Source organism: Cyanobium sp. BA20m-14 (assembly GCF_024346295.1).
Genome location: NZ_JAGQCR010000080.1, coordinates 1 through 12,169 on the forward strand (window position 1 = coordinate 1; position 12,169 = coordinate 12,169).

A 12,169-nucleotide genomic window follows, 5' to 3' on the forward strand; every position below is an offset into this window, starting at 1 on the left:
GCTAGGTGTGGAGCCATGCCCCCCGACCCCGCCGCCTTGCAGTCTGTCGCCGCCCCGGAGTCACCCCCGGTGGGTCTGGCGCCGCGCCAGCTGGCCTGGCAGGTTTTGCTGGCGGTGGGGGCGGGGGCCTACGCCGACCTGGCCCTGGAGCGGGAGCTGCAGCGCCATCCCCTCGAAGGCGCCGACCGCGCCCTGGCCACCGAGCTGGCCTATGGGGCCATCCGCCAGCGGCGCCTGCTCGACGGCTGGCTTGATGCCCTTGGCAAGGTGCCCGCCGCCCGCCAGCCCCCCAAGCTGCGCTGGCTGCTGCACCTGGGGCTCTACCAACTGCTGTTCAGCACTCGGGTGCCGGCCTCGGCGGCGGTGAGCACCAGCGTGGAGCTGGCCAAGCAGGGCGGCCTGGGCCGGCTGGCGCCGGTGGTCAATGGCCTACTTAGGGCTTGCGGCCGCAGGCGCGCGGGGGCCAAACCTGAGCCCTGGGATGGCCTGGGCCCCCTGCCCGCCGATCCCGCCGGCTGCCTGGGCATGCGCCACTCCCTGCCCGCCTGGCTGGCGGAGCTGGCCATGCAGTGGCCCGAGCCCGAGCTGTTCGCGGCCGCCTGCAACCAGCCCCCCGCCCTCGACCTGCGCGTCAACCCCCTGCGTACCAGCCGGGCGGCTGTGCTGGAGGCCTTTGCCGCCGCCGGGCTGGAGGCGGCCCCCCTGCCGGAGCTGGCCAATGGCCTCACGCTGCGGGGCCGCAGCGGTGAGCTGCGCCACCTGCCCGGCTATGGCGAGGGCCACTGGTGCGTGCAGGATCGATCTGCCCAGGCGGTGGGACTGCTGCTGGATCCCCAGCCCGGCGAGCGCATCCTCGATGCCTGCGCTGCCCCCGGCGGTAAGAGCACCCACCTGGCTGAACTGATCGGCGACCAGGGCGAGGTGTGGGCGGTGGATCGTTCCGAGGGCCGCCTGCGCCGGGTGGGTGTCAACGCCGCCCGGCTCGGCCTGGGCTCCATCCACACCCTGGTTGCCGATGCCACCGAGCTGGCGGCCGAGAAACCCGAGTGGTGCGGCTGGTTTGATCGCATCCTGCTGGATGCCCCCTGCTCGGGCCTGGGCACCCTGGCCCGCCACGCCGATGCCCGCTGGCGCATCACCCCTGCCCTGATCGGCGATCTGGTGCTGCTGCAGCGCCGCCTCCTCGAGGCCCTGCTGCCCCTGCTCAAGCCGGGCGGTCAGTTGGTCTATGCCACCTGCACCGTCAATTCCGCTGAGAACAGCCAGCTGCTGCAGGCCTTCCTCGGCGACCATCCGGCCTGGCAATGTCTGCAGCAGTGGCAGCGCTGGCCCGCCCCCGGCGGCGGCGATGGCTTTTATGCCGCCCTGCTGCAGGCAGCGCCGCCAGGGGCCTAGGGCGGAGTGGGTGCGGTCACAGGTGGCGGCGGCGCCTCCAGGGCTGGAGGGGGGGCGGTGGCTGGCGCTGAGCTCGGCGGGGCGGCCGGTGCCTGGCTCTCCTGCTGCTGGATTGGCGCTACCTCGCCCTCCAGGCTGGGGCTGGGATCGAGTTCCAGGGGTTGGGGGACCCGGTAGGGCAGGTCGTCGCCGGGCCGGTAAGTCGCCTTGGCCCGCTCCGGCGGTTTCTTTCCACCCCGGTAGGTGTCCTGCAGCTCCGGCCTGGGCGGGAACTGGCGCACGGGCAGGTTTTTTGTGATCGGCGCCATGAAGGCCCGCCAGGCGTAGGTGGCCACCACGCTGGTGTCCTTGGTGCCCCGGCTGTCGTCGTAGCCGAGCCACACGCCTGTGGTGAGCTGGGGGATCGAGCCGATGAACCACAGGTCCCGGCCCCCCTCAGAGGTGCCGGTTTTGCCCGCCACCGGTCGATTCGGCAGGGCGGCGCCGCCGCCGGTGCCCGACTGCACGGCCCGCTGCAGCATCCACATCATCATTGCGGCGATGTCGCTGTTGACCGCCCGCTTGCCGGGGTCGCCCTCGACCCGCCGGCTCCAGAGCAGCTCGCCGTTGGGCCCGAGAATTTCCTCAAACGGAGTCGGTTTGACGTAGATGCCGCCGTTGTTGATGGCGGCGTAGGCCGCGGTCATGTCCAGGACGGTCTGCTCGTAGGCGCCCAGGGCCATCGGGTAGAAACGCCCCAGTTCCCGGCTGATGCCCAGGCTCTTGGCGGTGGCGATCACCTTGTCGAAGCCCAGCTCCTGGAGCAGGGCCACCGCCACCGTATTGAGCGAGTTCTGCAGGGCCACCACCATCGAAACCGAGCCCAGGTAGCGGTTGCCAAAATTCTTCGGGCAGTAGCCGCGGAAGCAGCGGGCTGAATCGCGCAGCACCCGCTCCGGCAGCATCCCCTCCTTTAGAGCCGTGAGATAGACAAACAACTTGAAGGTGGAGCCGGGGGAACGCAGGGCCTGGGCCGCCCGGTTGAACTGGCTGTCGAGAAAGTCGGTGCCGCCCACCATCGCCCGCACCAGGCCAGTGCCGGGCTCCATCGCCACCAGGGCCCCCTCCATATCCCCTCTGGCGTAGGTGTTGATCGCCTTCTGCGCCTCCTTCTGCCAGGCCAGGTTGACGCTGCTGCGCACGGTCAATCCGCCAACTTCCAGCTGCTCGGGGGTGAGCACCTGGGGCAGCTCCTGCTGCACCCAGCTGCTGAAGTAGGGGGCCTGGCTGTCCCAATACTTGGGTTCGGCAGGCTTGAGCTCCAGGGGGGAAGCCTCGGCCTGCTGTTGCTCGCTGCTGCTGATGAAGCCGGCCTCCTGCATGCGCCGCAGCACCACCGCCCGGCGCTCCAGGGCCAGATCCGGATTCACCAGGGGGGAATACACCGAGGGTGCCGGCGGCAGTCCGGCGATCAGGGCAGCCTCGGGGAGGTTGAGCTGGTCGGGGGTTTTCGAGAAGTACACCCAGGCCGCATCGGCCACGCCGTAGGCACTTGAGCCCAGATACACCACATTTAGATATTCGGTGAGGATCTGGGCCTTGCTCAGCTGGCGCTCGAGCTTGCCGGCCAGGGCGGCCTCCTTCAGCTTGCGCACCAGGGTGCGGTCCTGGCTGAGGAAAACGGTGCGGGCCAGCTGCTGGGTGATCGTGCTGGCCCCTTCCTCCACCGACCGCTTGCTGATGTTGCGCACCAGGGCCCGGCCGATCCCCACCGGGTCAATGCCGTTGTGCTGGTAGAAGCGCCGGTCTTCGGCGGCGATGAAGGCCTGCTCCACCAGGGTTGGCAGGGTTTCGGGGGTGAGCTTTTCACGGGTCACCGGCCCGATCTTGTGCACCACCTTGCCATCGGCCGAGAGGATCGTGAGGGTGCCCGGGCGGTTGAAATGGTTGATGCCGCGGGCATCCGGCAGCAGGCTGTCGAGGCCAGCCACCAGGGCGGCCTGGCCGCAGGCCACACCGCCCCCGATCAGGGCGGCCAGCAGCCCGGCCCGCACCAGGTTGGGGCGGCGGCGGGGCTTTGGGGCCTGGCGGGTGGCTGCGCCGCTCACTTCAGCTGACCAGAGGGCTGGAGCTAACCAGGGTGCTGTGGCCGATCGCCAGGGCAGTCACCAGCATGCCGAGAACCAGAAAGGGCTGGGCGCTGGCCTGGTATTTGACGTCGAAGGCCACCGGGTCGCGCAGCAGCCAGATGTCCTGGAAGGTGATCTGGGGAATGATCAGCAGCACCAGCAGCACGGCGGCGAAATGCTGACCGATGGCGATCAGCACGGCCACCATCGCCAGTTGAAACAGATCGATCATGCCTGCACTGATCCAGCTGGCCCTAGTGATGCCGAAGGCCACCGGCAGGCTCTGCAGGCCCAGGGCCCGGTCGCCCTCAACGCTCTTAAAGTCGTTGACCACGGCGATGCCCAGGCCCGCCAGGGAGTAGGCCAGGGTGAGGATGGCGGTGGTCCAGGTGAGCTGGCCGAACAGGGCCTGGCCTGCCCACCAGGGCAGGGCGATGTAGCTGGCGCCCAGGGCGTAGTTGCCGAGCCAGCCGTTCTGCTTGAGCTTCAGCGGCGGTGCCGAATAGATGAAGCTCACAAACGAGCCGCCCAGGGCCAGCAGCAGCAGCACCGGCGTGCCGTGGCCCGCCCATAGGTCCAGGGCGTAGGCCACGCCGAGGCCCGCCAGCAGCAGGATCCAGATCTGGGCTTTCACCTGGCCAAGGGGGATGGCCCCTGAGGGGATCGGCCGGTAGGGCTCATTGATCGCGTCGATCTCGCGGTCGTAGTAATCGTTGAGGGTTTGGGTGTAGCCGGCCAGCAGGGGCCCGCTCATCAGCATGCAGGCGATCGAGGCGCCCACCTCGCTGAAGGTCCAATGGAAGTTGCCGGAGGCGGCGGCGCCGCAGAGCACCCCCCAGATCAAAGGAATCCAGGTGACCGGCTTCATCAGCTGCAGCCGGATTTTCCAGATGCTGCTGGTGCCGCTGGCACCCTTCATGCCCAGTAGCTGGCGAGCTCCGGCGCCGCTGGCAGCTTCAGGGTTGGGGCTGTTGCTCAAGGGCCTGGGCCTCAGGAGAGGGTGATTTCGTCGTCAAAGAACCAGGCTGTCTGGCCACCGCTGAGGGCCACCACCACGCCGATGCCCTTGCCGTCCACGGTGCGAAAGCCGGTCACGGTGCCGGTGGCGTCAGCCTTGAGGGCCTCGACCATCTCAGTGGAAATGCGGTCGCGCACCCGGGTGATCCGCACCTTGGAGCCAACGTTGATGGTGGCAGCCTGGGACATGGCCGGCGCGACTGGAAAGTGGCGCAACATTAACAGCGCTTACCGGAGCCCCCGTCCATGGTTGCCAAGCGGATCATCCCCTGTCTGGACGTGGCCGATGGCCGGGTGGTCAAGGGGGTGAACTTCGTGGGTCTGCGGGATGCCGGTGACCCGGTGGAACTGGCCTGTCGCTACAGCGCCGCGGGGGCCGATGAGCTGGTCTTTCTCGACATCGCCGCCAGCCACCAGGGCCGCTCCACCCTGGTGGAGCTGGTGCGTCGCTGCGCCGAGGCGGTCACGATCCCCTTCACCGTGGGCGGTGGGATCAGCAGCGTTGAGGGCATCACCGCGCTGCTGCGGGCCGGTGCCGACAAGGTGAGCCTCAACTCCGCCGCCGTGCGTGATCCCGAGCTGGTGGCCCGCGGTGCGGAGCGCTTCGGCTGCCAGTGCATCGTCGTGGCCATCGACGCCCGGGCCCGCCCCGCCGGTGGCTGGGACGTGTATGTCAAGGGTGGCCGGGAGAACACCGGCCTCGATGCGGTCGCCTGGGCCCGCCGGGTGGTGGCGCTGGGCGCCGGCGAGATCCTGCTCACCTCGATGGATGGCGATGGCACCCAGGCCGGCTACGCCCTTGAGCTCACCAGGGCGGTGGCCGATGCGGTGTCCGTGCCGGTGATTGCTTCCGGCGGGGCCGGCTCGATCGACCACATCGCCCAGGCCCTTGATCCCGGGCCTGAAGGGGGCCATGCTTCAGCAGCTCTGCTGGCTTCCCTGCTCCATGACGGAGTGCTGACGCTCGAGCAGATCAAGCGTGAGCTGATCGCGCGTCAGCTGCCCATCAGACCCCTGGCCGGGCCTCCCACGCTGCCCTGTTAACCGTCGTTACATTGTGAAAAGGGTTGTTACAACCCACGTCAGCCCACGGTCTTGCATCCCTCGGTCACTGCCCGGTCGCCCCTTGCTCTCCGCCCTGCCCGTCCTCTCCGCCCCTGCCTCCACGGCCATTGCCCTGGGCATGGTGGCCGCCGTAGTGGCCCTGGTGGCCTGGGCGCTGCAGCTGATGCAGGCCGCCAGCGATCGGCGTGAATTCTCGCTGATGTTGGCTGGCTGCATGGTGTGTTCGGCGGCCGTGGGGTTGGCCACGGTGATGGTGCTCACCTTCACCGGCCCCGGCCGCCTCGAGGCCCGGGGCCTGCAGCCCCTGCCGGATCTGGGCGCAGGTATCAGCCTCGACTCCATCGTGCTGCCCTGGGATGGGCAGCTTTAAGCCGGGCAATCCCGCCTCTGTTCAAGATCTGTTTGAGCAGATCGCGCCCCGCTACGACCAGCTCAACGACCTGCTCAGCTTCGGCCTCCATCGCCTCTGGAAACGCCAGGCCATGGCCTGGCTCCAACCCCGGCCTGGCCAGCAGCTGCTGGATCTGTGCTGCGGCACCGGCGACCTGGCCATCGTGCTGGCTGCCCGGGTGCGACCAGGCGGCAGCGTGCTCGGCCTCGATGCCGCTGCGGCCCCCCTGGCGGTGGCGGCGCGGCGGGCCGCTCTGCAGCCCTGGCTGCAGCTGCGCTGGCAGCAGGGCGATGCCATGGCAACCGGATTGGCGAGTGGAAGTTGGGATGGGGCGGTCATTGCCTACGGCCTGCGCAACCTGGCCGATCCCGCAGCCGGCCTGCGGGAGCTGAGGCGGCTGCTGCGCCCGGCTGCTCGGGCGGCGGTGCTCGATTTCAATCGTCCCGTCGGGCGTGCCAATTCGGCGGCAGCCGGGTTCCAGCGCCTTTACCTCCGCCGGGTTGTGGTGCCCATTGCCGAGCAGTTCGGCATTGAGGAGCACTACGCCTACCTGGAAGAGAGCCTGGCCCGCTTTCCCACCGCCTCGCAGCAGCAGCAGCTGGCCTTGGAGGCGGGCTTTAGTGCTGCTCGCCATCGCTGCCTCGCCGGCGGCCTGATGGGCCTGCTGGAGCTGGTGGCTTGAAGCGCCCGGGATGGGGTTTTGCTGTGCCTTTGCTGCGGCTTGCCTGGAGCGGCGATTAGGCTGGGTTTTGCAAAGGGGTTTCACTCCTGAGGGCTTTGGAAAGCTTCCACATCCAGCCCATCTTTGATCTGGCTTCCGGGCGCATCTGCGGTGGTGAGGTGCTCTGGCGTCCCAACGATGACCTGCCCACCGCTGAAGAGATCCAGGCCCTGGAGGAAGATCCGGTTCTGAATATCTCCGTTACCCAGGATTCGTTTGTTTTTGCCCTGCGGGCCCTCGATCGAATCCCAGCGAATCTGTGGTTGTCTGTAAATCTCTCTTGCCAATACATCGGTTCGGGCAAGATGTTTTTCAGGCCCATCTCCAAGCAGGTGCTGGATCTCGAATGCCTCAGGCGCAGGGTGGGCTGCCGCCTGGTGGTTGAAGTCACCGAGGCCAAGGTGGCCGGCGAACATGAGTTGGCCTTCATTCATGAGCTCACCTCCCTTCACACCATCGCAGTAGATGATTTCGGCAGTGGAGATGCGCCCCTCTCCCACATGCTTAATCTCGACTTCAGCAAGGTGAAGCTGGACCGTTCAATTGTTTCTGGTGTAGATGCCGATTGCTTCCGTCAGCGGTTTGTGAAGTGGCTGGTGGCGGGATGCCATGCCATTGATGTTGAGGTCATCGCTGAGGGAGTGGAAACGGAATCGGAGGCCACTTTCCTGCGCCGCAGCGGGGTTAACCAGGGCCAGGGCTGGCTCTGGAGCAAGGCCATGCCCGCTGGGGAGTTTGAGGATCTGCTTGCGGTCAGCTCGGGGGCTAAAGGTTCCAAGCTGGGCTGAAAGGTTGACGGTGGTTGAATTTGGACGGTTTGAGTCGGGATGGGTTGAGTTTTTTATATATGGGGTGCGCTATTTTATCTATTCAGCTCGGCTAAGGGCTTTTTGTAATTCTGCTGCTATGAGCTCGCATCTGGTCTCGCTACGCAGCATGGGCTCGGAGCTTCTGACCTCCACCTGGAACTCATTATCTGAACCATTGTTGGCAGATATGATTACGGTGACTCGGGCGGGTAAGGGGAGTCTGGCCCTTTCTTTGTCCCTCGCAAAGATCATCACACCGCTTGAATACTCCTGATCTATTTGAAGGCCCAGGCAGTCAACCAGGAAATTCATGCGTGCCAGTAGATCTGTATGATCCGCTTCGACGATCCACTGAAAAAGCGCCAAATTTTGCCCTTGTTTCGGCAACATTATTTGGTTTGCCCCCGCAGGCCGTATCGGTAGCTACCTCCACCCACCCATCCACCCACCGCCCAGCCCGTGCACTTCCAGGACATCACCGCGACCCTGAACAAATTCTGGGCTGAGCGCGGCTGCCTGATCCTGCAGCCCTACGACACCGAGAAGGGTGCCGGCACCATGAGCCCCCACACGGTACTTAGGGCCATCGGGCCGGAGCCCTGGGCCGTGGCCTACCCCGAACCCTGCCGCCGTCCCACCGACGGCCGCTACGGCGACAACCCCAACCGGGCCCAGCACTACTTCCAGTACCAGGTGCTGATCAAGCCATCGCCCGATGGCATCCAGGAGACCTACCTGGCCTCCTTAGAGGCCCTGGGTATCCGCGCTATAGACCACGACATCCGCTTCGTAGAAGACAACTGGGAATCGCCGACGCTGGGGGCCTGGGGCGTGGGCTGGGAGGTGTGGCTCGACGGCATGGAGGTAACCCAGTTCACCTACTTCCAGCAGTGCGGCGGCCTCGACTGCCGGCCCGTGTCGATCGAGATCACCTATGGCCTCGAGCGCCTGGCCATGTATCTGCAGGATGTGGAGAGCATCTGGGAGCTCGCCTGGGACGGCAACCGCTCCTATGGCGACATCTGGCTGCCCTTTGAGAAGGGACACTGCACCTACAACTTCGAGGCCTCCAACCCGGAGCGGCTCAAGCAGCTGTTTGCCATCTACGAAGCTGAGGCCGCCGATCTGGTGGCGGCCAAGCTGCCGGCCCCAGCCCTCGACTTCGTGCTCAAGTGCAGCCACACCTTCAACTTGCTCGAGGCCCGCGGTGTGATCTCGGTGACCGAGCGCACCGCCACCATCGGCCGCATCCGCACCCTGGCCCGCCAGGTGGCTGAGGCCTGGCTGGCCGAGCGGGAGGCCCTGGGCTTTCCGCTGCTGGATACGGCCAAGCGCCAGCCTGCGGCCGTGGCGCCATGAAGTTTGCGCTGCAGCGAGGCCTGTTGCTGCTGGTGCTGGCTGGCGGCAGCTTCCAGTTGGGGCGACTGAGTGAGCGGGCGGTGTGGCCCTGCCGGCTCCGGCCGGTGGCCGCGCTGGTGGCACCGCTGCTGGGTCAGCAGATGCCCAGCCGCCAGGCCTGCGACCTGCTGCTCAAGATCCCCAGCCTGTAGGGGCGTGGGAACCCTGGCTCCCTAACCAACGGGCAAGGGGCAGTGGTGGCGAGCGGCAGCGGGGGCAGGCTGAAACCGCTGGTGTGGGGCCTGCTGCTGGCCCTGCTGCTGCTGCGGGTGGTGCTGGTTGCGTGCATGCCGCTCCAGCCCGCTGGGGCTGACCCGGTGCTGCTGCTGGAGGCCCCCAGCAGCGCAGAGTTGCCGCTAGAGCTCACGGGCACCCTGCTGGGCGATCCGCGCTCCAGCTTTGGCACCGGCAGTTGCCGGGCCCTGCTGCAGTTGCCGGTGGGGCGCACCGAGCTGCGTTTTGGCGACTGTCCGCCCCTGCAGGAGGGCTGGCGCCTGCGGGTGCGGGGCCGCCTGCGCCGGCCGCTGGCTTCGCCCCATCCACTGCTGGCAGCCCCCGCCGAACGGCTGGCTCGCCAGGGCGCCTTCAGCCAGCTGCAGGTGCAGGACTTCAATGTGCTGGAGCGGCCCGCCACGCCGGTGGCCGATCTGCGCCGTCGCATGGCCCAGGCCCTGGTGCTGCAGGCAGGCCCCGAGCGCGGCGGGGTGCTGGCGGCCCTGGTGCTGGGCAGTGCGGTGGTGCCGGTGCCGGCCGAGCTGCGCGAGGCCTTCCGGGCGTCGGGCCTCTCCCATGCCCTGGCGGCCTCGGGTTTCCATCTCTCGGTGTTGCTGGGCGTGGTGCTGCCCCTTGGCGCCCGCTTGCCCCAGCCGGCGCGGCTGGGCCTGGCGGCAGCAGCGATGGGTCTGTTCGTGTTGCTGGCCGGGCCCCAGCCATCGGTGCTGCGGGCGGTGCTGATGGGGGCGCTGGCCCTGGCGGTGCTCGAGAGTGGCCACCGCAGTCGGCCCCTGGGAATCCTGGCCGCCAGTGCCCTGGCCCTGCTGCTGGCCCGGCCCGATTGGCTCTTGGACGTTGGTTTTCAGCTGAGTGTGGTTGCCACCGCAGCCCTGGTGCTTTCGGCCCGGCCGCTGGAGCTGGGTCTGCGCCGCTGGCTGCCTGGCTGGCTTCCAGGCTGGTTGGCAGCGGCCACCGCGGTGCCCCTGGCGGCCTCTCTGTACACCCTGCCGCTGCAACTGTTGCACTTCGGCGTGGTGCCTCTCTATGCGGTGCCCGCCAACCTGGTGGTGGCGCCGCTGCTGACACCCCTCACCCTGGGGGCCATGGCCCTGGCCTGTCTGGCCGTGCTGTTGCCGCCGTTGCTGCCCTTGGCCACCGTGCCCGTCGACTGGCTGTGCCGGCTGTTGGTGCTGGTGGTGCAAGCCTTTGCTGAGCTGCCCATGGCCCAGTGGCAACTGGGCCGGCCGACGCCCTTTTTGGTGCTGCTGCTCAGCCTGGCCCTGTTGGCCCTGGTTCTGCCGGCCCTGGGCCGGCGCTGGCGCCTGCTGGGGCTTGGCTTGCTGGTAGTGGCCGTGGCCGTCCACCTCAGCCTGCTGGGTGCGGACCAGCTGCTGCTGGTGCACCAGGGGCGGCTCGACCTGCTGGTGGCACGGCACCGGGGCCGGGCGGCACTGGTTAGCAGCTCCGCCGATGGCTTCAGTTGCAGTCAGGCCAGCCAGCTAGCCCGGGGCCTGGGGGTGCAGCGCTTCGACTGGGCCCTGCTGCTGGATCCGCTGGCGCCCGAGCAGCCCGATTGCTGGCGGGCCCAGGCAGGCCTGGTGCTCGCCAGCGCCGATGGCAGCCTGCCCCTTCAGCCGGGTCAACGGCTGGCTAGCGAGGGCCTGAGTGCTGCGCCCGTGGCGATCGAAAGCCGGGCGATGGAGTTGCAACTGGGGCGCTGGCGCTGGTTGCTGTTGCCCGATCGCCAGGCGCTCTGGGCCTGGCAGGAGCGCTACGGCCCTGGCCGTGGCGGTTTTGATGGCCTGTGGCTGGGTTTTCGCCCTTCGCAGCGGGAGCGCACCCAGCTGCAGCGGCTCGGGGCCGAGCGGATCTGGTTGAGCGGAGCCATCCCCTCGGGCTGGCCAGAAACCTGGGCGGCCAGCGGCCCCAGTGGATCCCTCCAGGCCGTGCGGGGATGATCGATCCTTAAAGTGCACAAGGCCCGAGGGGCCGCTGGAGAGGTGGCTGAGTGGTCGAAAGCGAACGACTCGAAATCGTTTGAAGGGAAACCTTCCGTGGGTTCGAATCCCACCCTCTCCGTTTTGGACAAGTCTTGAGACGGTTCAGACTGTCCTGAATTGATCCTTAAGCTGCCGATTGGTCTGCCCGGTGTCAACTACGTGGGCGGGCGCGCCTACCTAATTGTCGCCGCGCAATTGGTCTCAGATAATTTTGGGAAATTTGTTTATATGATGCATGCAAACTCCTGACGAATGCTCAGATCCATCCAGGCATTGCCTTCAATTCACAATTCAGGGAAGAAGATCAATAACGTCTGAGGTGGTGACCTGTTCGTTGTCAGTCTGCTCGTTGTAAATCTGTGCGTTGGCAATGAATGATTCAACCCCGTAGAGGAACTCCAGCTGGAACGCAAAACTGATAAATTAGCGGTCCCTATTAGTGGAAATGGAATGCCCTTTGCGATCTACACCCACGACTCCTGGGGCGTCGTCAAGGTTGCTTCATTTAAGACCCTGGGCGAGGCGCAACAGGTTTTCTCCGCAGTCTGCTGTGATCCTTGGTATCAGCAAGATGGAGGCGTCAAGGGCGTGGAGTTGGTTCAGAATGCCGAGGATGGAGCAAGCCAAAGACTGGACTGGTTTGCCTTCAGGTAGTCATCAGTTTGCTGCCTGGGCTTTTGCACTCTGACACCGTATGGAATGCTAGTGTATCTGTATAGGCTTTGACGACCATGGATCTAAGGCTGGATACCACTTCCGAAGAGGTCGAAGCCTTGCGCATCGTGAGAGAAATATGTTCGAGCGATATTGATCCAGTTAGACTCATCGAAAGGGATACAAAAACCCATTTTGACGTTTTAGTAGATCAAGACGGGCTGAAAATTATTGTGAGATTTCACTTTTTCGGTGGCAGTAAAAAAGTTGAGATCCATGACGGCGCAGATCCAACACTCGTACAACTTGCCTCAGTCTCTGACCTGCGCAAGTATGGCGAAAGAATTCGCACTTCCCTCAAGAAGACATTAAGCACGAAATTAACTGGGGTATGCTAT

The 12,169-nt window shown here is 66.2% G+C and carries 12 protein-coding genes and 1 tRNA gene; 10 read left to right on the top strand and 3 right to left on the bottom strand.

Annotated elements, in window-relative coordinates; genetic code table 11:
- Positions 1-15 precede the first annotated feature (15 nt).
- The gene (locus tag KBZ07_RS09055; protein WP_254931315.1) at positions 16-1,395 is read left to right on the top strand and encodes a 16S rRNA (cytosine(967)-C(5))-methyltransferase; all 1,380 of its coding nucleotides are present in this window, start codon (positions 16-18) and stop codon (positions 1,393-1,395) included.
- Here the strand turns inward: KBZ07_RS09055 and KBZ07_RS09060 are convergent.
- From KBZ07_RS09060 to KBZ07_RS09070, 3 genes are read right to left on the bottom strand one after another with little or no spacing between them, the layout of a single operon-like run.
- Positions 1,392-3,482, bottom strand: a complete 2,091-nt coding sequence (locus tag KBZ07_RS09060) for a transglycosylase domain-containing protein (RefSeq protein ID WP_396123984.1) — start codon at positions 3,480-3,482, stop codon at positions 1,392-1,394. The two genes, KBZ07_RS09055 and KBZ07_RS09060, sit on opposite strands and share 4 nt — an antisense overlap.
- A 1-nt stretch (position 3,483) precedes the next feature.
- On the bottom strand, positions 3,484-4,482 hold the full coding sequence (chlG, locus tag KBZ07_RS09065; protein ID WP_254931306.1) for a chlorophyll synthase ChlG: 999 nt from the start codon (positions 4,480-4,482) through the stop codon (positions 3,484-3,486).
- An 11-nt stretch (positions 4,483-4,493) separates the two neighbouring features.
- Entirely contained in the window at positions 4,494-4,709 is a 216-nt protein-coding gene (locus KBZ07_RS09070; RefSeq protein WP_197148244.1) for a DUF2862 domain-containing protein, read from the bottom strand.
- Positions 4,710-4,766: 57 nt separating this feature from the next.
- On the opposite strand from KBZ07_RS09070, the gene hisF reads away from it, so the two are divergent.
- The 9 genes from hisF to KBZ07_RS09115 all read left to right on the top strand — a co-directional run.
- A complete protein-coding gene (hisF, locus tag KBZ07_RS09075) occupies positions 4,767-5,564 on the top strand; it encodes an imidazole glycerol phosphate synthase subunit HisF (RefSeq protein WP_254931307.1) in 798 nt (265 codons plus the stop codon).
- An 82-nt stretch (positions 5,565-5,646) separates the two neighbouring features.
- The gene (locus KBZ07_RS09080) at positions 5,647-5,955 is read left to right on the top strand and encodes a hypothetical protein (protein WP_254931308.1); all 309 of its coding nucleotides are present in this window, start codon (positions 5,647-5,649) and stop codon (positions 5,953-5,955) included.
- The gene (ubiE, locus tag KBZ07_RS09085) at positions 5,942-6,658 is read left to right on the top strand and encodes a bifunctional demethylmenaquinone methyltransferase/2-methoxy-6-polyprenyl-1,4-benzoquinol methylase UbiE (RefSeq protein WP_254931309.1); all 717 of its coding nucleotides are present in this window, start codon (positions 5,942-5,944) and stop codon (positions 6,656-6,658) included. Before KBZ07_RS09080 ends, ubiE begins: the two co-directional genes overlap by 14 nt.
- Positions 6,659-6,753: 95 nt before the next feature.
- Positions 6,754-7,485, top strand: a complete 732-nt coding sequence (locus KBZ07_RS09090; RefSeq protein WP_254931310.1) for an EAL domain-containing protein — start codon at positions 6,754-6,756, stop codon at positions 7,483-7,485.
- Between the two features lie 480 nt (positions 7,486-7,965).
- On the top strand, positions 7,966-8,865 hold the full coding sequence (glyQ, locus tag KBZ07_RS09095) for a glycine--tRNA ligase subunit alpha (RefSeq protein ID WP_254931311.1): 900 nt from the start codon (positions 7,966-7,968) through the stop codon (positions 8,863-8,865).
- The gene (locus KBZ07_RS09100; RefSeq protein WP_254931312.1) at positions 8,862-9,056 is read left to right on the top strand and encodes a hypothetical protein; all 195 of its coding nucleotides are present in this window, start codon (positions 8,862-8,864) and stop codon (positions 9,054-9,056) included. The genes glyQ and KBZ07_RS09100 overlap by 4 nt, the downstream gene beginning before the upstream one ends.
- A 45-nt stretch (positions 9,057-9,101) precedes the next feature.
- A complete protein-coding gene (locus KBZ07_RS09105; RefSeq protein WP_254931313.1) occupies positions 9,102-11,075 on the top strand; it encodes a ComEC/Rec2 family competence protein in 1,974 nt (657 codons plus the stop codon).
- A gap of 36 nt (positions 11,076-11,111) precedes the next feature.
- A tRNA-Ser gene (locus KBZ07_RS09110) sits at positions 11,112-11,196 on the top strand.
- Positions 11,197-11,839: 643 nt separating this feature from the next.
- Positions 11,840-12,169 (top strand): hypothetical protein (locus KBZ07_RS09115; RefSeq protein ID WP_254931314.1); only part of this gene is annotated, 330 nt, incomplete at its 3' end.